The 23,088-nt window shown below is 60.8% G+C and carries 20 protein-coding genes and 1 tRNA gene; 10 read left to right on the forward strand and 11 right to left on the reverse strand.

Annotation, left to right across the window (positions count from 1 at the left end):
- The first annotated feature begins 103 nt into the window (after positions 1 to 103).
- On the forward strand, positions 104 to 679 hold the full coding sequence (locus tag QF629_06170; protein ID MDP6013115.1) for a Rieske 2Fe-2S domain-containing protein: 576 nt from the start codon (positions 104 to 106) through the stop codon (positions 677 to 679).
- Positions 680 to 700: 21 nt separating this feature from the next.
- Here the strand turns inward: QF629_06170 and QF629_06175 are convergent, their stop codons facing one another.
- Complete coding sequence (locus QF629_06175; protein MDP6013116.1) at positions 701 to 1,177, reverse strand: hypothetical protein; 477 nt, start codon at positions 1,175 to 1,177, stop codon at positions 701 to 703.
- A gap of 421 nt (positions 1,178 to 1,598) precedes the next feature.
- Here QF629_06175 and QF629_06180 point away from each other — a divergent pair, with 421 nt between their 5' ends.
- The 6 genes from QF629_06180 (at position 1,599) to QF629_06205 (ending at position 8,489) form a co-directional block, all read left to right on the forward strand.
- Positions 1,599 to 3,341, forward strand: a complete 1,743-nt coding sequence (locus QF629_06180; GenBank protein MDP6013117.1) for a PQQ-dependent dehydrogenase, methanol/ethanol family — start codon at positions 1,599 to 1,601, stop codon at positions 3,339 to 3,341.
- A 162-nt stretch (positions 3,342 to 3,503) separates the two neighbouring features.
- Entirely contained in the window at positions 3,504 to 4,772 is a 1,269-nt protein-coding gene (locus QF629_06185) for a branched-chain amino acid ABC transporter substrate-binding protein (GenBank protein ID MDP6013118.1), read from the forward strand.
- A 66-nt stretch (positions 4,773 to 4,838) separates the two neighbouring features.
- The gene (locus QF629_06190) at positions 4,839 to 5,786 is read left to right on the forward strand and encodes a branched-chain amino acid ABC transporter permease (GenBank protein ID MDP6013119.1); all 948 of its coding nucleotides are present in this window, start codon (positions 4,839 to 4,841) and stop codon (positions 5,784 to 5,786) included.
- Positions 5,786 to 7,048 carry a branched-chain amino acid ABC transporter permease gene (locus QF629_06195; GenBank protein MDP6013120.1) on the forward strand — a complete coding sequence of 421 codons (1,263 nt, stop codon included), beginning with the start codon at positions 5,786 to 5,788 and terminating at the stop codon, positions 7,046 to 7,048. The genes QF629_06190 and QF629_06195 overlap by 1 nt, the downstream gene beginning before the upstream one ends.
- Positions 7,045 to 7,794, forward strand: a complete 750-nt coding sequence (locus QF629_06200; protein ID MDP6013121.1) for an ABC transporter ATP-binding protein — start codon at positions 7,045 to 7,047, stop codon at positions 7,792 to 7,794. The genes QF629_06195 and QF629_06200 overlap by 4 nt, the downstream gene beginning before the upstream one ends.
- Positions 7,794 to 8,489: an ABC transporter ATP-binding protein gene (locus QF629_06205; protein MDP6013122.1), complete on the forward strand. Its 696-nt coding sequence runs from the start codon at positions 7,794 to 7,796 to the stop codon at positions 8,487 to 8,489. The genes QF629_06200 and QF629_06205 overlap by 1 nt, the downstream gene beginning before the upstream one ends.
- 1,051 nt (positions 8,490 to 9,540) lie before the next feature.
- Here QF629_06205 and QF629_06210 read toward each other — a convergent pair.
- From QF629_06210 to QF629_06240, 7 genes are all read right to left on the reverse strand, one after another.
- Positions 9,541 to 11,442: a nucleoside-diphosphate sugar epimerase/dehydratase gene (locus QF629_06210; protein MDP6013123.1), complete on the reverse strand. Its 1,902-nt coding sequence runs from the start codon at positions 11,440 to 11,442 to the stop codon at positions 9,541 to 9,543.
- Positions 11,439 to 11,708 (reverse strand): NAD-dependent epimerase/dehydratase family protein, encoded by a 270-nt coding sequence (locus tag QF629_06215; protein MDP6013124.1) that lies wholly within the window; start codon positions 11,706 to 11,708, stop codon positions 11,439 to 11,441. The genes QF629_06210 and QF629_06215 overlap by 4 nt, the downstream gene beginning before the upstream one ends.
- Positions 11,708 to 12,043 carry a hypothetical protein gene (locus tag QF629_06220; GenBank protein MDP6013125.1) on the reverse strand — a complete coding sequence of 112 codons (336 nt, stop codon included), beginning with the start codon at positions 12,041 to 12,043 and terminating at the stop codon, positions 11,708 to 11,710. Before QF629_06220 ends, QF629_06215 begins: the two co-directional genes overlap by 1 nt.
- 25 nt (positions 12,044 to 12,068) lie before the next feature.
- A tRNA-Ile gene (locus QF629_06225) sits at positions 12,069 to 12,145 on the reverse strand.
- A 175-nt stretch (positions 12,146 to 12,320) separates the two neighbouring features.
- Positions 12,321 to 14,381, reverse strand: a complete 2,061-nt coding sequence (gene rpoD / locus QF629_06230; GenBank protein MDP6013126.1) for an RNA polymerase sigma factor RpoD — start codon at positions 14,379 to 14,381, stop codon at positions 12,321 to 12,323.
- Positions 14,382 to 14,482: 101 nt separating this feature from the next.
- On the reverse strand, positions 14,483 to 16,456 hold the full coding sequence (gene dnaG, locus QF629_06235; GenBank protein MDP6013127.1) for a DNA primase: 1,974 nt from the start codon (positions 16,454 to 16,456) through the stop codon (positions 14,483 to 14,485).
- Entirely contained in the window at positions 16,453 to 16,920 is a 468-nt protein-coding gene (locus QF629_06240; protein ID MDP6013128.1) for a GatB/YqeY domain-containing protein, read from the reverse strand. The genes dnaG and QF629_06240 overlap by 4 nt, the downstream gene beginning before the upstream one ends.
- Positions 16,921 to 17,155: 235 nt before the next feature.
- On the opposite strand from QF629_06240, the gene carA reads away from it, so the two are divergent.
- A complete protein-coding gene (carA, locus tag QF629_06245; GenBank protein ID MDP6013129.1) occupies positions 17,156 to 18,322 on the forward strand; it encodes a glutamine-hydrolyzing carbamoyl-phosphate synthase small subunit in 1,167 nt (388 codons plus the stop codon).
- 315 nt (positions 18,323 to 18,637) lie between these two features.
- Here the strand turns inward: carA and QF629_06250 are convergent, their stop codons facing one another.
- On the reverse strand, positions 18,638 to 19,396 hold the full coding sequence (locus QF629_06250) for a glucose 1-dehydrogenase (protein MDP6013130.1): 759 nt from the start codon (positions 19,394 to 19,396) through the stop codon (positions 18,638 to 18,640).
- 34 nt (positions 19,397 to 19,430) lie between these two features.
- Between QF629_06250 and QF629_06255 the strand changes: the two genes are divergently transcribed.
- Positions 19,431 to 20,189, forward strand: coding sequence for a tetratricopeptide repeat protein (locus QF629_06255; GenBank protein ID MDP6013131.1), 759 nt, complete (start codon positions 19,431 to 19,433; stop codon positions 20,187 to 20,189).
- A gap of 9 nt (positions 20,190 to 20,198) precedes the next feature.
- Here the strand turns inward: QF629_06255 and QF629_06260 are convergent, their stop codons facing one another.
- On the reverse strand, positions 20,199 to 20,336 hold the full coding sequence (locus QF629_06260) for a hypothetical protein (GenBank protein MDP6013132.1): 138 nt from the start codon (positions 20,334 to 20,336) through the stop codon (positions 20,199 to 20,201).
- Between the two features lie 267 nt (positions 20,337 to 20,603).
- Positions 20,604 to 21,743: a uroporphyrinogen decarboxylase family protein gene (locus QF629_06265; protein MDP6013133.1), complete on the reverse strand. Its 1,140-nt coding sequence runs from the start codon at positions 21,741 to 21,743 to the stop codon at positions 20,604 to 20,606.
- A 323-nt stretch (positions 21,744 to 22,066) separates the two neighbouring features.
- Here QF629_06265 and QF629_06270 point away from each other — a divergent pair, with 323 nt between their 5' ends.
- Complete coding sequence (locus tag QF629_06270) at positions 22,067 to 23,023, forward strand: D-2-hydroxyacid dehydrogenase family protein (protein ID MDP6013134.1); 957 nt, start codon at positions 22,067 to 22,069, stop codon at positions 23,021 to 23,023.
- The last annotated feature ends 65 nt before the right edge of the window (positions 23,024 to 23,088 follow it).

A 23,088-nucleotide genomic window follows, 5' to 3' on the forward strand; every position in this document is an offset into this window, starting at 1 on the left:
TACCGCCGACGCAGCGCCAAGGTGGGCTGGCGGCGGGCAAATCCCCGTGTTAGATTTTGGCCCGCCTGGAAAGGGTCCGGGCTAAAGCCAGGGAGAGGTTTCGTTGGACAATCGTCACTCGCTGCGGCGAAAGCTATTGAAGGGCGCCGCCGGAATCGTTGCGGCGCTGCCGTTTTTGAAGCTGCAACAGGCAGCCGCGGCCACGGACGACCCCAAAAAGATGCGACCGCAGGAAGGTGACCACTTCGTGCACTACAAGGGTAAGCGCAAGGGGGAGATCGTACGCCTCGAAGACCTACCCCTCGGAGGCCCGCAAGTGGTCGCCTGGCCGGTCACACCTGATGGCGAGATTGTACGACGCGGCTCGCGGCTCAATCAGGTTATGCTGATCCGGCTCGCGCCTGAAAGCATTGACGAGGATACACAGCCTTTTGCAGCCGATGGCGTGCTGGCCTATTCCTCGGTTTGCGCCCATCAGGGCTGTCCGGTGTCGGCCTGGCTTCCAGACAAGCAGTGGTTCGCCTGCACCTGCCACGATTCCCAATACGATCCTGCGGCCAAGGCAAAGGTGGTCAACGGGCCGGCACCGCGGCGCCTGGCCATTCTGCCGATGCGCCTGGACAATGACGTCCCCACAGCTGCCGGTGAATTCGACGGCCGTGTTGGTGTCAAACGCTGAGCAACTGATTACCGATCGCCGCTAGTTTGCGGCAATCACCATATCAGGCTCATGAATCTGGATCAGAAAGATCTTCCAGGTTCCATCCAACTTGCGCAGCGTATACGTGGCGCCGCTACGGTGAAACCGCTCGCCCTCCGGGTTAAAACGGTCGAGCACGGTGCTGACCACAGCGCTACCCTCCGCCAGCGCCTTGACGTTGAGAACGTGCCACTCGCTGCGCTCGAAGCCATAGTGCTTTAGGTAAAAGCGCCAGCGCTTGACTGTGCGGCGCATCTTATCGCCCTCATAAGCGCGCAGGTCGCCGTTCGGCGCCATCATGAACAGTGGCGCATCGTAGAAAGCCTTGATCTCGTTAGCATGACCGGTGTCAAAGGTATGCAGGTAGTCATTCATGAAGGCCGTCACGTCTTCGGCGGTGTCGGCCTGCGCCGAGATTGGAAGCAACATCGCCGTAAGCGCTACGCCTACGACGCAAGCCAAAAACCGACTTGCCATCGCTATGATCTCCCTTTGAATCGACCTGAGCTCAATTCGCCACAATGGCGCTCCACCATATATCAGCGTTCTGCCCCTCCGCCTAGGCATACTAAATTGCCAAATTGGGTTCCTTCATGCCTGGGAACGGGTTATGCTGTGCTCTGGTAATGAGGTCGCGACCATTCTCAACAGCCTTGGGAGCGATCTTTAATGTGTCCTTGGCGGGTTCGTCCGTGTGGATGGGAACGCCAGAGGCCTAGTGAACGGAACGGCGGTTTATCGTTAGATAGCCTTCCAGCCGGTAGATAGCAGAACTGGCAATGTTCCGTTCGACTAGGAAGCGGTATCTTGTCGTCCCATCCTGAGTTGGCAGCCAGGGCAGCGGGACTACCAGGACCTAAGTAAGCAGAAGAACCGTTAAGCAACCAGGGAGGAGCTTATGTCGATCAGACGAATTGGTAATCTCGGAGCGGCCTTGTTGGTCGGGCTGGGTGCCTCGGTCGCCGCTGCGGCGGGGATCGATAACTATTCCAGCGTGACCCAAGAGAGGCTGAACAACCCCGAGCCCGAGAACTGGCTTCAGATAAGGGGCAATTATGAGGGCTGGCTTAATAGCTCTCTCGATCAGATCAACACTAGCAACGTCCAGAGCTTGCGTCCGGTCTGGTCACGCTCAACAGGCGTCATCGAAGGCCACCAGGCTCCACCCTTGGTCAATAATGGGGTGATGTTCGTCGCCACGCCGATGAACCAGCTTCTGGCGCTCGACCCCACCACCGGCGAGCAGTTCTGGAAATGGAGCCGTGAGGTCCCAGAGGATCTCTTCCAGCTCCATCCAACCAGCCGCGGACCAGGGCTTTATGGCGATCGCGCGTTTTTTGCGACCACCGACTGCTTCCTGGTAGCGATCGACGCGACCACCGGCGAGACGATCTGGGAAGTCGCGGTCGACGATTACAAGTCGGGTTACTACATGACCCTGGCTCCGTTGGTCGTTCAAGGCACGGTCATGGTCGGCGTCTCGGGCGGCGAATACGGCATTCGCGGCTACGTGGCGGCCTATGACGCGGAGACGGGCAACGAGATGTGGCGCACCTACACCGTTCCCGCTCCGGGCGAGCCCGGCAGCGAGACCTGGCCCTCTGATTCTGACGCCTGGAAGACCGGCGGCGGCTCGGCCTGGAACACCGGTATCTACGATGAAGATACGGACATCGTCTATTGGGGCATCGGCAATGGCGCACCCTGGATGGGTGACCGTGGTCGTGGCGGCATGGACAACCTCTACACCACGTCCGTGATCGCACTCAATCGAGCCGAAGGCGGCATCATCGGCCACCACCAGTACCACTGGAACGACAGCTGGGACTGGGACGAAGTGTCACCGCCGATCATCCGCGAGCTCGACTTTGGTGGACGCACCTTCAAGGCGCTAGTCAACGTTGCGCGTAACGGCCACATCTTCGTGCTCGAACCGTCACCAGACGGCCCGATCAAGTTCGTCGATGCTTGGAATTACGTTTACAGCAACGTGGTCACGGCCATCGATCCGACCACCGGTCGCTTCACCTACGACGAGACCCATTGGCCGGGCACCGACAAGGAAGCGCAGTTCTGCCCCTCGCTTTGGGGCGGCAAGGACTGGCCATCGGTCTCCTACAGCCCGGACACGGACCTGCTGTACATCCCCGCCAACGAGAACATCTGCTCGACCCTCGAGGGCGCGGCGGAAGAGTACGTTCCTGGCGATCTGTACATCGGCGTGCCGATCCCAGTCATCCTCGGCGGCTTCTCGCTGCGTGAGGGCTGGGACCACATCGGTGAGATCCAGGCTTGGGACATCACCAACAAGACCGAGGTCTGGAAGCACAAGTTCCAGTACCAGAACTGGGGTCCGATCCTGTCCACCGGTGGTGGCCTGATCTTCGCCGGCGGTACGAACGACCACATGTTCCGTGCCTTCGACGCGAAGTCCGGCTCGCTGCTGTGGGAATATCCGACCAACTCCGGCATTACCGCACCACCGAGCACCTTCATGGTTGACGGCGTGCAGTACATCTCGGTCGAGTCGGGCTGGGGTGTTGACGCCGAGCGGAAGCAGGATGTGTTCCGTGGCATCATTCCTGGCTTTACGCAGCACGTACCTCAGGGTGGCGTGGTCTGGACCTTCGCTCTGCCGTAGGCAAAATCTGGATACACCATCCAGCCAACAGGGCCGGAGCCTTTCTTAGGGTTCCGGCCCTTTCTTCTTGTATTGAACCACGCTTTCAGGCACCCCTGTCCCCCAAGTCCGTATGGTGATTTACGACGGGCGCGACGACAGGACAATCGGGGGGATTGCCAAATGAGCTTCATGAGATTTAGGCGCGGCCTAGCGGTCGCCGTGGCGGTGGTGTTAGCAAGCACGGTTGCGAGCGCGGACGAGCCCGTCCGCATAGGCTTGATTGAACCGTTTTCCGGTCCCATCGCAGCGGTCGGCCGCGATACCCTTGAGGGCTACGAATTCTTCGCCAAAGAGATCAACACGCGCGGCGGCGTGCTGGGTGGGCGTCACATCGAGATCGTGCCGCTCGACAACGCCATGAATGCTGAAAAGACCACCCAGATGCTGCGCAAGGCGGTCGATGACGGCCTGCGTTTCATAAGTCAGGGCGTCGGCTCCAATCATGCACTCAACATTATTAAGTTCCTTGGTAAGCACAATCGGCGCAACCCGGACCAGGCGATCCTCTACCTGAATTACGCCGCGGTTACGACGTCGTTCACCAACGAGCTCTGCTCGTTCTGGCATTTTCGCTTCGATGCCAACGTGGACATGAAGGTGGCGGCGCTAGTCACGCAGCTTGGCCGCTCTAAGCGCGTGTCGAAGGTCTATATGCTGAACCAGAACTACGCTTACGGGCAAGCGTTCCAGGCGGCGGCACAGCGTATGTTCGCCGAGCGCGCGCCCCACATCGAGATCGTCGGCGACGAACTTATCGTGCCCTTCGGCAAGGTGCTCGACTTCACGGCCTACATCGCCAAAATCCAGGCCTCCGGCGCCGACACGGTACTGACCGGCAACTGGGGGCCCGACCTCATTCGCTTCGTTAAGGCCGCGGCAGAAGCGCATCTACCGACGCCGTTCTATACGATTTATGGCGGCATCCCGAGTTCGATCGCGGGCATCGGGGCCAATGACGGCGTTGCTGTCAGCATGCGCCAGTTGACCGAGATGCATGAGAACGATCCGCTTTTTGACCAGCAGGATCCGGCCGTGATCGATGCCCTGACCCGCTACACCAAACAAACCGGCAAGAGCACCTATAGCGATCGCGTACGCTGGACGGTGGAGATGTTCGCTGCAGCCCTCGATGCCGCCGGCACCGACGATCCGGCCGCGGTGGGGCGGGCGCTCGAAGGCATGGTCTTCGATGGCCCGGCGGGGCCGGTCGTCATGCGTGGTGAGGATCATCAGATCCTCATGCCGATGGTGATCAGCACCATGAGCAACGAGGTGGCGCGGCCGTTTCTATACGAGGGCCGGAACTTCGGCGTCGGCTGGCAGACGGACGATTGGGTGTCTGCCAACGCCAGCGCCCTGCCGACCACTTGCGAGATGAAGAGGCCGTAAGCAGTCGCCGGCAGCGCGAGCGTTCGCGCCGCCATTTGGCTGGGTAGAACCCGAAGGGGTACCGTCTTGGAAAGCTTGGTTTTCGCGCTGTTCAACGGCGTGCTTTACGGCATGCTGTTGTTCTTATTGGCGAGCGGCCTGACACTCATCTTCAGCATGATGGGTGTGCTCAATTTTGCCCACGCCAGCTTCTTCATGCTGGGTGCATATTTTGCCTACGAGGTGAGCAGCTATGTTGGCTTCTGGCCGGCTTTGATATTCGCACCTGTGATAGTCGGTGTGATCGGAGCGGGCGTTGAGCGCTGGGGCCTGCGCCCCGTCCACCGCTTTGGCCATGTGGCCGAGTTGCTGTTCACCTTTGGCATCGCCTATGTCATCGAGGAGGCGGTGCAGATGATTTGGGGCCGCGTGCCGGTGCCCTACGAGATTCCAGCGTCAATGACTTTCACCCTGTTTTCATGGGCTGGCCTCGACTATTCCGCCTATCGCGTCTTTATGCTGGTCATCTCGGTCGGGATCTTCGTCGCCCTGTTCGCACTGCTTACATACACCCGCATCGGCCTGATCATCCGCGCCGCGGTCTCCGACCCAACCCATGTGGCGACCCTTGGCCATGACGTGCCGACCATCTTCATGTGGACCTTCGGTTTCGGCTGCGCGCTGGCGGCGGTCGCCGGCGTGGTCGGTGGCAATGTGCTCGGCACCGAGCCTGCCATGGCGCTCATGCTCGGTCCCATCGTCTTCGTCGTCATTGTCGTTGGTGGTCTCGGCTCGCTCGGCGGCGCGCTGATCGCAGCGCTGCTCATCGGCATCCTCGACCGCCTGGCGTTGTTCTATGATGTTGGCCTAGCCGGTATTTTTTCCGTCTTCGGCATTGAACTCGATCCCGAGGGCACGTTCCGTGACTTCGCCCGCATGACCTCAGCCCAAGTGGCGCCGGTACTGCCCTATCTGCTGCTCGTACTGATGCTGATCTTTAAGCCGCGCGGCCTGTTCGGCACGAGGGACGTTTGATGGGTATTCTCAAGCAATTCGGGGTCTGGGGTCTTGCCGCCGTGGCGGCACTGATCCTGCCACTAATTTTCGATTCCGGTTTTGCGCTAACGCTATTGAGCCAGATGGGTGTTCTAATCATCTTTGCTCTAGCATATAATATGCTGCTCGGCCAGGGCGGCATGCTCTCTTTTGGCCACGCCGTATATTTTGGCCTGGCTGGCTACTTCACCATCCACTATCTGAACTTCTACGCTGAGGAAGCCCTGCCCTATTTTCCAACCGTGTTATTCCCGCTGCTCGGCGGCTTGGTTGGACTCTTCTTCGGCGTGACTATCGGCTACGTCTCGACCCGGCGCGCCGGCACCACCTTCGCCATGATCTCGCTTGGCTTCGGCGAGATGATCACGGCACTCACCCTGATCCTGGTTACTTTTTTTAACGGCGAAGACGGCATCCAAACCGACCGTATGGTGGGACCGGAGCCTTTTGGCGTCTCTTTCGGCCCCAATATTGAGGTCTATTACCTGATCGCAGTCTGGGCACTGATCTGCACTTTCGCCATGTACCTCCTGACCAAGACGCCTTTCGGGCGCATGTCGAACGCGGTGCGTGACAATCCGGAGCGCGTCACCTTCATCGGCTACTCCAGCCAGCGCATCCGCTGGCTCGCCTTCTCCCTGTCGTCCTTCTTCGCCGGCGCCGCAGGCTCGCTGCACGCTATCAATTTCGAGCATATCGGCTTCGAGACCGTGAGCGCGATCCAGTCGGGCGGAGTGCTGTTCATGGCCTATATCGGCGGCATAGGAAATTTTGCTGGACCCGTGATCGGCGCCGCGTTGATCGTTTTTCTGCAGAGCACACTAACGGAGGTGACCGAGGCTTGGGTGCTCTATCTCGGCGTTTTATTCGTTTCTGTAATCATGTTCTTTCCCTTCGGGCTTGCCGGGTTGTTCGCCATGCATGGGCCGATCTGGCATGCAGCGCCACAGCTGCTCGCGAGACTAGCGTTGCCCTACCTCATGTTCCTCGGCTCGCTGCTGACTATGCTGCTCGGCGTGATCGGGTTGATCGAGTCTCTCTATTTTCTCACCTCGCGCTTCAGCGGTGATACTGAGCTGACCATCTACTGGGTTAGCGTGAGCCCCGATAACACGCTGCCCTGGATCGTCTTTGCCATCATTGCGCTGGCCGGCGTATTTCTGGTGCGACGCACCTATCCAATTGCCAATGCAGCCTGGAATACCACCCTGGCCGAGACCCGCGCGAGGGCGGAATCATGAGCGTCGCTCTCGAGCTCATCGACGTTCACAAGTCCTTCGGCAAGACCGAGATTATTCATGACGTCGACCTGGCCGTCGAGGAAGGCGAGCGCCACGCCATCATCGGCCCCAACGGTGCCGGCAAGTCGACATTGTACAACCTGATCAGCGGCCTCTTTCCCGTCAGCCGCGGTAGCATACGTCTGCGCGGGGAGGACATCTCCGGCGCCAGCGCCTTCGAGATCAACCGCAAGGGGTTGAGCCGCTCCTTCCAGGTAACTAACATCTTCCACCGCATGACCGTGTACGACAATGTGCGCTGCAGCACGCTGTGGTCGCAGGGTCATAGATACGCCTTTTGGAAGCTTGTCGGGCGGCTCAAGGATGTCGCGGCACGCACCGAACATATTCTCGAGGAGATCGGCCTCACTGCCAAGCGTGACTGGCCGGCGGGCCTGCTCTCCTATGCCGACCAGCGTGCGCTCGAGCTTGGTATCACCATCGCTGGCGGCGCCGATGTGCTACTGCTCGACGAGCCCACCGCGGGCATGAGCCACTCCGAATCCGCTGCCGCCGTGGCGCTAATCCGGCGTATCTCGGAGGGCAAGACGCTATTGGTAGTGGAGCACGATATGAGCGTAGTCTTCAATCTTGCTGACCGCATATCGGTTCTGGTTTACGGCCAGATCATCGCCACCGGAACGCCGGACGAAATTCGCGCCAATACTGATGTCCAAGCAGCCTATCTAGGGACGGGGGCATCGTGATGCTCAAAGTTTCCAGCCTGCATGCCTACTACGGTAAGAGTCACATTATCCAAGGCATCGATTTCAACGTCGGCGAAGGTGAGATCGTCAGCCTCTTGGGCCGTAACGGAGTGGGGCGCTCGACCACGCTAAAAGCGATCACGGGAGAAGTCGAGCCACGAGGCTCTATCATCTTCCGTGACAGGCAGATCGCGGGGCGCAAGATGCACCAGATCGCCCGCGCCGGTATCGGCTACGTGCCTGAAAATCGCAACATTTTCCCGACGCTAACCGTGCGCCAAAACCTGATCCTTGGCATCAAGCAGATGGGCAAGAAAGGGCGCTGGAGCATCGATGACATGTTCGAGGCATTCCCTAATCTCGGCCAGCGCGCCGACGTCCTCGGCAGCGTCATCTCAGGCGGCGAACAGCAGATGTTGACCATGTGCCGCACCCTGATGGGCGACCCCGACCTAATCATGATCGACGAGCCCACTGAGGGCCTAGCGCCCAAGCTCGTGGAACAGGTAAGCCAGCTGCTGGCCGAGATCGCCTCGCGTGGCGTCGCCATTCTGCTGGTCGAACAAAAACTCGCCATCGCGCTGCAGATATCCCAGCGCATACTGGTGATGGGCCACGGCAAAATCGTCTTCGAAGGCACCACCGGGGCGTTCAATGCCAACGAGGACGTGCGCAAGGAGTGGCTGGAGGTTTAGTCGATCGGCCGCAAGTCGGCGCGACGGGTGAGACAACACCGCGGCGACCAGGTCATGGCGCGCGCGATGGTGAGCCAGGAGACCGTGGCGGAGCGCTAGATAGCACGGCGCTTTTGGAGCATCGGCCCAAGGCCGAGTAGCGCATACAAACACCCAGCCACATAGCCTTGATTTCGGACTTTCCACCACGGCGGAAGGCCGCTTGCTGAGTGAATAAAATAAGTGCTGTAGCGTGTAACAGAACTGAGAAAACAAGTAGCGGTAGCGGCATGTTTTTCGCCATAACCCAGATGCGATTGCGTGTACCATGATAGATTGAGAACGCGCTGCGCTGACCGTTGGAAGCGGAGCCGATATGGCGCACGCCCGCATCGGTAATTTGAGCACAGTAATGGCCGCGCAGACGCAAATGAAAAGCGCGATCGATATCTTCACAACGACAGAAGAAGGAACTATCAAATCCACCCGCGGAAAAGAAGATCTCGCGCCTATAGGCTGCAGCCGCAGCACAGGGCGAGAATGTTTGCGCCACCTTGGGTGAGGTATGAGTAGTGATTCGCTGTCTTGCTTCGCAAACAGCCCAGCTGAATTTCTCAGTCGAGTTATCTCAACTTCAAAATATTCGCTCGGAAAATGTTAGATTTGACGCGGTAATTCATCACTGTCGCCAATTACAAGTCGTTATGCGCCCAACGAACTGAAGTTAAAACTCGCCTTCTGGCTGAAACTCCGAAATCAACTTTTGAGCAAAACCCCCAAACTCGTCTTCGCTCTCACCCGGAAGGAGGACCTGTCGCGCTGTTAGCCCATACCACACAACATTATTGCTAACGACTTCCTTGCCGCTCTCCATCTTGGGCCCTGTGCTCTTTGATGTATTTCGGAAATTAGCCGAGATCTAGCGGTTGGAGGCCATAACAGCCCTCACAACGATGGATTGTGAAACCATAAATATCGAGAGGTGACAGAGCAGATAAGCAGTCAGTTTGGGAAACCATGACTGCGAGCTGGTATCAGGCTTCTAGGCAAATGCCCGCCAGCAGAAATAGTCCTAGCCGCACGCCCCCTCGTATTCCGGCACCGCATCCGCCAATGCCGAGCGTACCGTGCCATCGTCATACTGTGCTGCAATTTCTATCAACGCGTCGATGGTCACGGCTAAAGTTCCGATATCCGCCGCACGCGGGCTCGCCAAGCGGATGCCCTCGTGCGTGGTCTCTACCAGGTGCTCACCACCGTGAAAGAGTTCCTCGTGCAACTTCTCGCCGGGGCGCGGGCCGGTGATCTCGATGGCGATATCCGTGTCTGGATGCAGCCCTGCGAGGCGAATCATCTGGCGGGCGAGATCGAGGATGCGCACCGATTGGCCCATATCTAGCACATATATACCCCCGAATTGCCCGCCATTGTCGAGACCCATAGCAGAGGCGTGCAGCACCAGTTCCACCGCCTCCTGGGTGGTCATGAAATAGCGCGTCATCTCCGGGTCGGTCACGGTTAGCGGGCCGCCGGCTTCCAGCTGGCGCTGAAACAGCGGCACTACCGAGCCGGTCGAGCCCAACACGTTGCCAAAGCGCACGGTCATGAAGCGCGTACCCTCGCCGGTATCACGGTCTAGCGCCTGGCAATAGGCTTCGGCCAGGCGCTTGGTCGCACCCATCACGTTTGTCGGATTGACCGCCTTGTCTGTGGAAATCTGCACCATGGCCCGTGCACCGTGCTCACGTGCGAGGTCGGCGACATTGCGCGTGCCGAGTATGTTAGTCAACACCGCCTCACAGGCATGGGCCTCGGCGATCGGCACATGCTTAATGGCGGCAGCGTGGAAGACCAATTCGGGCTGTAGGCGAGCAAACAGCGCCGCCAGGGCCACGCGGTCGCGCACGTTGACGAGGACCGATTCGTAGGTCAGCGCCGGCCAGCCTTCGACAAGCTCTCTATCGATGCCGTAGAGGACGTACTCGCTAGCATCGAGCACAGTGAGCGAGGCTGGTGCGAGCGTCGCGATCTGGCGCACCAACTCACCGCCGATGGTGCCGCCGCCGCCCGTCACCAACACCCGCTGGTTGGCCACAAGCGCCTTCATGGCGCTGCGGTCTAGGCGCGTCTGCACCCGCCCAAGCAGATCCTCGACGGCAATAGGCCTGACCGTCCGGCGCTTGCCGTTTGTGCTCTCCGCCTCATCGTCGAACTCGCTCATTGGTCGCACCCGCGCGAGCGTCATGCCGAGAGTATCGGCGCGCTCCAGCAGCTCGCCGACGCGCGCGCCGTCGAGCCGCTCCCCGGCCAACAACACGCGCTGCGGCCCCTGCCCGCGCCGCCGCAGGCCTTTCACGGTCTGCTCGAACTCGGCCACCCGGCCAAGTACCGGCGTGCCGTGGATGTGGCGGTCGCGGCGCTCGGGCACATCGTCTAGCATGCCGACCACGCGGTAGCGCTCGCCCGGCCGGCGCATGGCACGCAGAAAAGCCTCGGCGCGGTCCCCCGCGCCGACCAGCAGCACCGGCACGCGCGCATCGTAGCCCGGCTTGGCGAGCCCCACCAGATCGCCGTCCTTGGCCAGGCGGTAGAGAAAACGCGGCCCACCCAGCATGGCCACTAACAGCAGCCAGTTGATGACCAGGGTCGAGCGCGGCATCAACTCCAGGCGGGTCAACAGAAACATGGCGAAAAGAAAGACCAGAACCACCACGGTCACAGACTTGGTAATGGCGATGAGGTCGTCAATGGACGCGTAGCGCCATACGCCGCGATAGAGCCCCATAGCGGCAAAGGTCACCATGGCAATGGCGGCAAATAGCGCTGTCGCCTCCAACAGGAAGCCTTGCGTCTGCCGCCATAAGGCCTCACCCATGCGCAAATAAAGGGCCAGCACAAGCGACAGCGGCGCCATGACCGTGTCATGTGCGAGCGCCAGCCAGGCGCGGCTGCCCTTAATGCCGAGTAGTATCACGCCGCCGGCCCTTCATCAGCAATCTGGGCCAAATAGGTGCCGTAGCGGGTGCCCGCCAAGTCCTCCGCCACTGCCACCGCGTCGCAGATGTCGGCCTGCACGAAAGCATAGGCCCGACCGTCCTCAACAGCCGCCACCGAACGCGGGTTCGTGGCATAGGTCAGGGCATCGACATTGACCACACGGTGACCCGTCGTCTCACCGATCAGGTGAAGGACGAGTGCCGAGCCTATAAAGCCGCTGTCGCCGATTACCAGAACCTTCATCAGACGGGCTTTAGCTTATAGAGAAATGGGCTGTCAAAGGTAGCCAGCGGCGGCGTCAAGTCCTTCTCCGACAGCATCGCTTCGCCCGCCGCCACCGGCCAGGCAATGCCGAGAGCGGGATCGTCCCAGCAAATCTGCGCATCGTAGTGAGTGTGGGGATCGATGAAGCCCGGCGCCCCCATGCAATCAGCAGCATCGATGCCGCTATCCGCGCCATCCGCGATGCGGCCGATCTCGGCGATCCTGCCGTCCTGCACCGCAACATCGCCACGGAAGGCAGGTGCCCCGCTACCGTCGATCAGCGTGCCGTTCCTGATCAGCGACTCGTAGGCCATGAGATCCTCGGATGCAGCGGGAAAATGGTGGGCCCGGCAGGACTCGAACCTGCGACAACACCGTTATGAGCGGCGCGTTCTAACCAACTGAACTACAGGCCCTTGAGCGAGTAAAATCCAGGTATCGGGGATCGGCGCACGGAAGGCAAGGGGCATGATCATTGTATCTGGTGCAGGAGGCTGACAAATCTCTCCAACGGCTCGAGCGCAGCAAGGGGACCCCCTTCGAGAGTTCCCCGCAGCCCTTAGCGAAAACTATCGCTACGGCAATACCGCTCTAGGTATCGAGGAAACTTCTCAACTTGCGACTGCGGCTCGGATGCTTGAGCTTGCGCAGCGCCTTGGCCTCGATCTGGCGGATACGTTCGCGAGTGACCGAGAACTGCTGCCCAACCTCTTCTAGGGTGTGGTCAGTGTTCATACCGATGCCGAAGCGCATGCGCAGCACACGCTCCTCGCGCGGCGTCAGGCTGGCGAGCACCCGGGTAGTGGTCTCGCGCAAGTTCGACTGGATCGCTGCATCGAGTGGGATGATGGCATTCTTATCCTCGATGAAGTCGCCGAAATGACTATCCTCTTCGTCGCCGATAGGCGTTTCAAGGCTGATCGGCTCCTTCGCGATCTTGAGCACCTTACGCACTTTCTCCAGTGGCATCGCCAGTTTCTCGGCCAGTTCCTCAGGCGTCGGCTCCCGGCCAATCTCGTGCAACATCTGGCGTGACGTGCGCACCAGCTTGTTGATGGTCTCTATCATGTGCACCGGAATGCGAATCGTACGCGCCTGGTCCGCGATCGACCGCGTGATGGCTTGGCGAATCCACCAGGTGGCGTAGGTCGAAAACTTGTAGCCGCGACGGTATTCGAACTTATCTACCGCCTTCATCAGGCCGATATTGCCTTCCTGGATCAGGTCGAGGAACTGCAGGCCACGATTAGTGTATTTCTTGGCGATCGAGATCACCAGGCGTAGATTGGCCTCAATCATCTCCTTCTTAGCTTGGTTGGCTTCGCGCTCGCCCTTTTGCACTGTAGCAACGACCTGCTTATAGGATGCAACGTCGAGACCAACCGCCTCACCCAGCATGCGAATGTCACCGCGCAGTTCCTCCACCATATCAGCATGTTTCTTGGCAAATGCCTTCCAGCCCTTGTCCGGGAGCTTGGCGCAGCGCTCCAGCCAGTCCTCCTCAAACTCGTTGCCGATATGCTGCTCAAGGAAGGATTCGCGGCTAACCTTGCAGCGCATGGCCGCACGCAACAGGCGACCCTCTAAACCGGTCAGGCGGCGGCTGCGACCATAAAGCTCATCGATTAACTCCTCGATGCGGGAATTGTTAAGGTGCACGTCCTCGCAGTCCAAGCGGATATCAGCTTGAATCTTCCCCTGGCGCTTGATCGTCGTCGGCTTCAGGCTGTTGCCCTTGGCAGCGGCCTGCATACGCTGATCGTGAATCCGCCCGAGCTTGGCGTAGGACTTGGTAATAGCCTTAAAGGCATCCATGACGATCGGCTTGAGTAATTCTTCCATCCCCGACAGCGACAGCGTCACTTCATCGCTGTCGTCGCTCGCACTGTTGCCTGCACCTTCGGCAACTTCGCCATCCTTGCCGTTGAACTCGGCAGCCCCCTCGTTCGCAGCCGTTTCCTCATCGACAGTAGTCTCGGCGGCTTCGGCGCCCGCGCCCTCAATCGCGCCGTTGCCATTGACCGCGCCTTCGGTCCCGGCGACATTAGGATTGACCTCAGGTCCGCCATTGATAGCCACATAAGTCGCTTCAAGGTCGATGACCTCGCGCAGCAACATGTGCTCCTCCTTGATGGCGCCGTACCAGCGTTTGATCGCGGCCAGCGTCAGCGGGCTCTCCCACATTGCGCCGATCATTACCTCGCGGCCGGCCACGATGCGCTTGGCGATCGCAATCTCTCCCTCACGGGAGAGCAGCTCAACAGAGCCCATCTCACGCAGATACATGCGCACGGGATCGTCGGTGCGGCCAAGATCAGCCTCACCAGCACTGGCAGTCGTGGTAGTGGTGGTGGTGGTGGTGGTGGTGGTAGCGACCTCGGTGCGCTTTTCCTGCGACTCCTCGGTCTCTTCATCTTCGACAAGGTTGATGCCCAGCTCGGAAATCATCGCCATAGTATCTTCGATCTGCTCGGAGGATACTTTTTCTGGTGGCAAAACGGTGTTCAGCTCGTCGTAGGTGATATGACCGCGCTCGCGGCCCTTGGCGATCAGGCTCTTCACCGCCGCGACAGCCGTATCGAGCAGAGGGCTGTCGCTAGTCTCTTCGCTCGTTTCCGCCTCTTCCGTGGCCGCTACCGTCTGTTTGGACATGCGCGTTCTATCCCCGAAAAAATCACAGATCAGCTGGCACGCAGCGGAACACCGCCCCATCCGGAACGGCGCCCTCAATTCGCGGTCAACTCATACCGTATCTACGTGGGGCTTGTTAGCGTCGAAGCAAGACCCCCCGCGCCCGCCACATCCCGAGCCAGTGCATCCCGTTGATGCCGTAAAGCGAGTATTTGAGCAAGAACTTCCTCGCTAGGGTTCTCGCCAAGCGCCACCGACGCCGCTTCGATCTCCGCATCGAGGGCGGCCCGGCGGTGCAACGCCGCCACATGGCGCCAGCCCGCGAGCGCCTCGTTTTCCTCCGCCTCGGCCCGCACGAAGCCTTCGGCCAGCCCTGAGCCCCAGCCCGTCGGCGCGATCAGCGCAGAAGCCTCCTGGGCCAAACCGACGGCGGCGACACGTGCCTGCAAGCTATTGCGGGCATGCGCTTCTGCTTCTGCTTCTGCTTCTGCTTCTGCTTCTGCTTCTGCTTCTGCTTCTGCTTCTGCTTCTGCTTCTGCTTCTGCGGCGATATTGCCCAGCGCATGGCGTAAACGCTCAAACGCGGGGGTGACAAAGCTCATAGCCGCTAGGTCCTCGACCGTGTCCGCCAGCAGTCCCGGGTGGTTGAGCAACGTGGCAAGCAGCAGACGCTCACGGCGCTCGGCCTCGGCAGCGTCACCCCGTGCCGCAGCCGTCACGGCCACCGCACGACCTCGCTGTTCAGCCTCGTAAGGACTGATGTCCATATCAGGCTGCGCTGATTCGCGGGCGCGACGGCTTCCCATGCGTCTACGTCTGGTAGCACGCTGCGGGGTGTCGAAATCCCTGTCGAAGCGGCGACGGAACTCCTTGCTATACTGGGCACGCACGTTGCCGTCGCGAATCGTCGCCACCACTTGATCGAGATAGTGGCGCAGACCGGCGCGGCGCTCCGGCGTGTCGAAGCTGCCGCCAGCCAACTTTTGCCGCCAGAGCATGTCCACCAAAGGCTGCGCGGCCTCGAGGCGGGCGCTCAGCGCGGCGGCACCATGGGCGGCGAGCAGACTATCCGGATCTTCGCCTTCGGGCAGAAAGACAAATCGCAACGAGCGACCGGGGCTGAGCAACGGCAGGGCGCGCTTGGCAGCGCGCGCGGCCGCGTGGCGACCGGCCGTGTCACCGTCGAGGCAAAGCACGGGCTCTGCGGCCAAGCGCCAGAGCGCAGCCATCTGCTCCTCGCCCAAGGCCGTGCCAAGCGGAGCTACAGCATTGTCAAAGCCGGCGCGGGTTAGGGCGATTACGTCCATGTACCCCTCGACCACAATGACCGAGCCTGAATCGCGTGCGGGTTTGCGTGCGGCAGCGAGATTGTAAAGCGCTCGGCGTTTCTGGAAGACTGGCGTTTCCGGCGAGTTGAGATATTTAGGCTGTCCGTCACCGAGCACGCGACCGCCGAAACCGATCACCCTGCCCTGGCGGTTACCGATAGGAAAAATAATGCGGCCGCGGAAGAAATCGAAGCAGGTCCCGTCATCGGCACGGCGCGCCAGCCCCGCGTCCACCGCCAGATTCTCGTCCACGCCCGATGCAGCAAGATGCGGCAGCAGCGCCTGGCGACGGTCCGGCGCCCAGCCGATGCCGAACTCGGCGATAGTGTTACCATTGAGCCCGCGCGCTTCGAGATAGTCCCGAGCTGAGCCGGCATCGTCGCGTAACAGGGCCTGAGCGAACCAGGCATTAGCGGTTGCCAGAGCTTCCATCACGGTGGCCTGACGCGCGGCCTGAACGCGCGCCTCCGACGTTGTCTCCGGCACACTCAATCCCGCCTCGTCAGCAAGCCGCTCGACGGCCTCGGGAAAGTTGAGGCCGTCATGCTGCATGACAAAGCCGATGACATCGCCATGGGCGCCGCAGCCGAAGCAGTGGAAAAAGGCCTTATCGTCGTTGACCGTGAAGGATGGCGTCTTCTCCTTGTGGAAAGGACAGAGCCCCACATGCTCATGTCCGCGCCGGGCCAGGCGCACGCTACGCCCCACCACATCGCTGACCGGCACGCGCGCGCGAATGTCGTCGAGAAACTGCGGCGGCAAGCTCATCCGCCGCCCGCCAGGCTCTCCTTCACCAGCGCCGATACCTTGGCAAAGTCCATGCGCCCGGCATAGGACGCCTTCAGCGCCGCCATAACCCGTCCCATGTCCTTGACCGAATCGGCACCGAGTTCGGCAAGCGTGGTCTGCACCACATCCGCCGTCTCGTCCGCGTCGAGCGCCTTCGGCATATAGCCCTCGATAATCAAGATCTCCTCAGCCTCCTGGCGTGCCAGTTCGTCACGCCCCGCCTGCTCGTAGAGCGCAATCGAATCGCACCGCTGTCGGACCATCTTGTCCAGCATCTCGAGAATTCGTCTGTCGTCGATTCCGTCCTCGTTGCCGTCGCCACGCGCCGCAATATCGCGATCCTTCAAAGTAGCCATGATCAGTCGTAGCGTCGCCACTCGGCAGCGCTCCTTGGCCTTCATCGCCACCTTCAGATCATCTGCAAAACGGCTTCTCAGCTCCATCATCGAAACCCCATGATGTCTGGCTGCACCAAGGAGGCACGGCATACCCTTGCCGGCTCCCATGACAGAACTGGAAAGGGTGAGACATCCCGTCGTCGGAGTCCATTCACAAATATCAGAATTTTTAACATATTGATTCTTAGCAATTTTATTCCTATCAGAGCACGCTTGACGGCGCCGAGGCCGATGCGTACTTTCCGCCAGTTTCGGCCGCAGAATAAGCGAAGCACACATTATGCCGGAGACTAACACCACCGCCCACCGCGTCGGCCCACCAACCGCGGTTCTCGTACTTGGCGACGGACGCGTGGTCAGCGGCCAGGGTCTCGGCGCCAGTGCCAGTGCCGTGGGCGAAGTCTGCTTCAATACCTCGATGACCGGTTATCAGGAGATCATCAGCGATCCCTCCTATGCCGGCCAACTCATCACCTTCACCTTTCCCCATATCGGCAATGTCGGCAGCAACGAAGAGGATCTGGAAACCATCACGCCGGCCGCTCGCGGCTGTATCCTGCGTTGCGATATCACGGAGCCATCGAACTGGCGCGCCAGCCGCCATCTCGATGCCTGGCTGGTCAACCATGGCCTACCCGGGATCGCCGGCGTGGACACGCGCGCATTGACCCAAATCGTGCGCAAAAGCGGCGCCCCCAACGGCATTATCGCTCACAATCCGGACGGCCGGTTCGATTTAGAGACGCTGCGCCAGCATGCGGCCACCTGGCCGGGCCTCGAAGGCATGGATTTAGCGCGCGAGGTGAGCTGCAGCCAAAGCTACACCTGGGACCAGACCGCTTGGTCGCTCGAAGGCAGCTTCGGCCGTTTTAAAGGCTGCGGCCCCCATGTCGTCGCAATCGATTTTGGCGCCAAACACAATATCCTGCGCTGCCTAGCAAGCGCCGGCTGCCGCGTGACGGTGGTACCGGCGGCGACGAGCGCCGAGGACGTGCTCGCCCACAAGCCGGACGGCATTTTTTTGTCCAACGGGCCAGGCGATCCTGCCGCCACCGGCAGCTACGCCGTGCCGGTGATCCGTGCCCTCTTGGAGACCGCCATTCCCATATTCGGCATCTGCCTCGGCCATCAGATGTTGGCGCTGGCACTCGGCGCGCGCACTCGCAAGATGCGACAGGGCCATCGTGGCGCCAATCACCCGGTCAAGGACCTGGCCACCGGCAAAGTGGAGATTACCAGCCAAAACCACGGCTTCATGGTCGATGCAGAGAGCCTGCCGGAAGGTGTGGAGCAGACCCACATTTCGCTGTTCGACGGCACGCTAGAGGGTTTGCGCCTGACAGACAAGCCGGTGTTCAGCGTGCAACACCACCCCGAAGCGTCACCCGGACCACGCGACAGTCACTACCTATTCGACCACTTTGTGGCGACGATCACAGGGTCCTGAGCGTTGTACCCCGAGGCGGTGACTTGCATCACAGCGTCTTGGCCGCTTCACGGTACAGTATCAGCAGTATCAAATTTCGTCCTGAATAGCTGGCGCAGCCTTGCCGTCCAGCCCTTCGATCGCTGTGAACGGCCCAAGCTCGGCAACAGTTCTACTGCTCAAGCGAAGACGCAGCGCCGACCCGTACACCAGCGCGCAGCGATCGACCACCAACGATCCCGGCGCCGTACGGTCCGCATCGTCGGCAATGCCTTCGACCAGCCAAAATTCCAGTGCGGCTGACCGGCTGCAAAATCACGCGCTACGTCGCCGCGCTCATGGCAATAGCACGCGGCAACCGTCGGCGACGAGGGCCTGCCCAGAGATAAACGAAGCGCGCTCACTGAGCAGGAAGGCGACTGCTTCAGCGATCTCGTCGGGCGTGCCGGTGCGCCCCATGGGAGTGTCCTGCATCATGTCTGCCCTCATCTCCGGACTCATGTCCACCGTCATGTCGGTATCAACGAGGCCGGGCGCGACGCTGTTGATGCGCACAGCCGGCGCTAGACCCGGCGCAATATTGCGCACGAAGGCGATCACACCAGCTTTCGACGTAGCGTACGAGATCAAGCGCGGTCGCGGCGCCAGGCCGGCGATCGAAGCAACGCAGACAATACGCCCGAACCCACGCTCAAGCATGCCGTCCTTAACGGCCATCACCGAGAGAAAGACACCGTCGAGATTCGTCGCCATCAGCCGGCGCCATTGCGCGAAATCCACCTCCGACTGATCGCCGACATCGGCGATGCCGGCATTGGCGACGAGCAAATCGATGGCACCGAGACCCGCCTCAACTTCTTCGACCATAGCGCCGACCGCAGCTTCTTCCGAGACATTAGCGCGCACGACAAACGCTTTACGGCCCTCGGCCTCGACCAGATTCGCGGTCTCTCGCGCGCAAGCCTCATTGCCAACATAATTGACTGCCACATCGGCTCCGCCTCGCGCCAAATGCACGGCAACCGCCCGGCCGATACCACGGGAGCCCCCTGTTACCAGTGCTGTGCGCCCTGCAAATTCGCCGTCCGCCATCATGCGCTCCTGCCGTCAGTCTTCAGATCGCGGCAACTTGACCGATCCCGCCACGCTCGGCAAGGTGCTCAGCATGATACGGACACTTATCTCTCTGCTAGCCCTTGCCGTAAGCGGCCAAGCTGCGGCGCAATCGGAGGCGCTCCGCGAGCGCCACACCGAGGTTCAACGCCTGTTCCAGGTTGGACAGTACGAGCAGGCGCTGCCCCACGCCGAGCAAGCTGCCGAGATGTCGGCCGCGGAGTTTGGGACCACGCACCCGACCACCGCGGTGTTGTTGTTCAATCTCGCCGAAGTGCGCCGCTTCAGCGGCCATCTCGACCAGGCGCTGATAAGCTATGGCGAAGCGCTGGCGATCCGGGAGGCAGCCTTCGGCCCGGATCACCTGAAGACGGCGGACACCCTGAGCGCCATGGCGACGACGCATGATCTGCGTGGCGACATGGACACTGCCGAACCACTGCATGACCGGGCGCTGCGCATCATGGAGAGCATGCTGGAATCGCTGCAAAACGAGGCCAGCATGGCAAGGCGCCTGGCGCGCTCAGCCTCGATCTACCGCGCCCGCCGACTCGCCAACAGGGCCATGGAATATCATCGCGACGGCAACCTCGAAGACGCCGAATGGCTGCTGCTGAGCGCCGCCAACGCTATCGAGACCAGCGACGGCGAGAACAGCCGCGAGCTAACGCCCGTGCTCACTAGCCTGGCACGCTTCCTGCACGCCACGGGACGGGGGGGCGAGGCCGAGGCGGTAGAGCAGCGGCTGGCAGCGCTGAATGCGCCATCTCGATGACGGCGCGAATCAGCTTGACCTCCCCATGGCGTCGAAGCTCGCGTTGATCTTGGCGAGCACCAGCCGCGTGGTGATCAACTCCACGAGCAGACCATGCGGTCGCCCGACACCTACATGAACGACGTGCTCGTGTTCTTGAGCAGGCACCCCTGAGGCCGAACCGACGATCCGACCACACCCGTTCATAGTCATGCAAACTATGTGTCCAGTAGCCGTTTGGCGAAGGCGTTGGGCTCGCTATCAGCCATGAGTTGATCGAGGCCATGGGTGGCAGAATAGATTTCGACAAGGTGCCGGATAAAGGCAAACCCTTCTGGATAGAAATTTTGCTCGCCTAGAACCAGAACACGATCTTGCAAAAGTCGGTGGGCGAGTCGGAATCACCATCCAGCCTCCGCACGCAAAGGCTTCGCCTTACGACACATGACCACCGTAGCGGCGGGCCTCGTCGTACATGGCCAACACGTTAGCCGGGGGCACGTCGGGCTGGATGTTATGCACCGCTGTCAACACCAAACCACCGCCTTCACCCAGGGTGTCAATGATGTGGCGAGTCTCACAGCGCACCTCTTCCTCGTCACCCTGGGGCATTACGCATTGGGTATCGATACCACCCCAGAAGGCCATCTTGTCGCCGAAATCGCGCTTCAGGCGCTCCGGCTCCATGCCCTTGGCGGCCACCTGCACCGGGTTGATGGCATCGACGCCGATCTCGGCTAGGTCGTCGATCAGGTCGGCGACGGCGCCGCAGGAGTGGAACACCACCTTGACGTCAGCGGCCTGCTTGACCCGACCGATCACCTTGGCCTGGTGCGGCTTGATCATTTGGCGGTAGATCTGGGGACTAAAAACGGTCGTCTGCTGGGTCGACATATCGTCGCCGAAAAATACGATATCTATAAAATCGCCAGCCTCGGCGAGGGCGTTTTCCGCCACCCTGGCGCAATATTCGCTGCCGTGCTCCATCATCTGGTTGGCCATCTCGGGTCGCTTGTAGAGGTCGACCAGCCACTCGGCATAGCCGCGCAGGAATTGGGCCTCGTGAACCACGCCGAGGCGGATGTTGAGAATGATGGCGTGGTCACCAGCCTCCCGCAAAGCCTGAGCGCGCTCGCGAAAACCGCGGTAGAGCCCGGGATTGTCGGAATCCGGCCAATCGTGGCTTTCGACGTCTGCCAGCGTCGCACCTTTGTGCTGGAAGGGACCGCCGACGTTGAGATAGGGACCGTCGCCCGTTTTACCCCAGACGGCACCCCATTCGTCGACGAAGCTGTCCTCGTCGATGTCGCGTTGATAGCCACCCTCGTAGGGGCTGAGCGCAAGCAGTCGAGTGTCAACGTCAAAATAGTCGAGCACCGAGCTGTGGGGCACCGGGCAGCGCCCACGCCGCATGCCCATCTCGACATCGTGCTGGAGCCCCATGTGCCGCTTGAGCTTTTCGTATGCGGTGAAATAGACGGTGCTGGCATAGGTGCCACCGAGGTCGACCGGTACCCGGTCCGGTTGTTGATGGTTGAGAGCGGCCAGAACACGCTCCCTGCGGGTCATGCTCATTATCGTTATCCCCAATTTCGGGCCACCATCGCACCATGCCGGCCGGGAACCGCCTCCACCGCAACAGTGTAGCCAGCCGCAGCGGTGTCAGCAACTCCGGTCAGATTTTCACTATCTGAGAGAGCCTGACTCAAAAGCGTTCAATTCTATCAGACGCCAGCCGTTTGAGAGCATGGGCGGCAACCTAGACTTCGGCAGCGTCGTCAATAAGGGCGCACCTTGTGGATAGAGTTCCCGACCGCCTGAGAAATACGCGCCGCACCGGCGAAGTCGATGTATGCTTTATGCGCACAAGGTTGACCGATATCTCTTGGGAGTGGGTGATGCGCAATGTAGCGGTCTTGGACGACTATCAGGGGGTGGTGCACGAGGTGGTCGACTGGTCGGGACTACCCGATGGGTTCTCGTTGAGCGTCTTTGATGACCATCTCGACGACCAGGATTCTGTGGTGGCGCGGCTTGCGGACTTCGAGATCGTGGTCATGAACCGCGAGCGCACGCCCTTTCACCGCTCGCTGCTCGAAAGACTACCCAATCTTGAACTTCTGATCACCAACGGCATGCGTAACCTCTCGATCGACCTTGCGGCCGCGGCCGACCAAGGCATCACGGTATGCGGCACGCGTATGCGTGGCAATGGCACGGCGGCGCTTACCTGGGGGCTGATCCTGAGTCTATTGCGCAATATCCCGCGCGAGGACCGCGGCATGCGCGAGGGCGGCTGGCAGACGACGCTGGGGCACGACCTTGCCGGGGCAACGCTGGGGATTGTCGGGTTGGGGCGCATCGGCGCTCAGGTGGCAAAGGTCGCCCAAGCCTTTGGCATGGAGGTCACGGCCTGGAGCCCGAACCTCACCGATGAGCGCACCGCCGAGGTGGGCGTCAGGCGTGTGGACAAGGCGACGCTGTTTGCAGAGGCTGACGTTATTACCCTCCACATGGTGCTGAGCGAGCGCTCGCGCGGGCTTGTCGCGGCCGCGGACCTCGGACGAATGAAGAAGACGGCCTATCTAGTCAACACCTCTCGAGGGCCGTTGGTCGACGAGCATGCGCTGCTGCAGGTGCTGCGGAACGGCGACATTGCGGGTGCCGGCCTCGATGTCTACGACATCGAGCCGCTGCCTGCCGGACATCCTTTGCGCAGCTTGCCGAATACCGTTCTCACGCCCCATCTCGGCTATGTCACCGAGGAGAATTACAGTGTGAGCTTTGCCGACGCGATCGAGAACATCATCGCCTGGAGCAAAGGCACGCCCGTACGGGTGCTGACAGAGGGTTAGAGCGAAATAGACGAAGCCGTTAACCAGCCGAGCTTTTGCCCTCTACCGCTGCCAGACCAGCTGAC

The organism is Alphaproteobacteria bacterium (genome assembly GCA_030739735.1).
Classification (GTDB): Bacteria; Pseudomonadota; Alphaproteobacteria; order UBA7887; family UBA7887; genus UBA7887.